Origin of the sequence: Streptomyces sp. NRRL F-6676 (assembly GCF_000725625.1) — a bacterium.
Taxonomy (GTDB): domain Bacteria; phylum Actinomycetota; class Actinomycetes; order Streptomycetales; family Streptomycetaceae; genus Streptomyces.
The window spans coordinates 1-205 of the sequence record NZ_JOHS01000167.1 but is presented as its reverse complement, the minus strand read 5'-3'; the positions used below and the strand labels follow the sequence as shown (position 1 = coordinate 205).

General features: G+C 63.9%; 1 protein-coding gene. It reads left to right on the top strand.

Annotated features, from left to right (window positions below):
- On the top strand, positions 1-205 hold a 205-nt coding region (locus IO29_RS31455), incomplete at both ends, for a methylmalonyl-CoA mutase family protein (protein ID WP_037840733.1).

Sequence of the window (205 nt, the reverse complement as noted above, 5' to 3'; positions counted from 1 at the left end):
GCTCTACCAACTCGTCGCCGAGGAACAGGGCATCGGCGCGGACAAGCTGACCGGCACGATCCAGAACGACGTGCTCAAGGAGTACATCGCGCGCGGCACCTACATCTTCCCGCCCAAGCCGTCGCTGCGGCTGATCGCGGACATCTTCCAGTACTGCCGCACCGAGATCCCCCGGTGGAACACCATCTCGATCTCCGGCTACCAC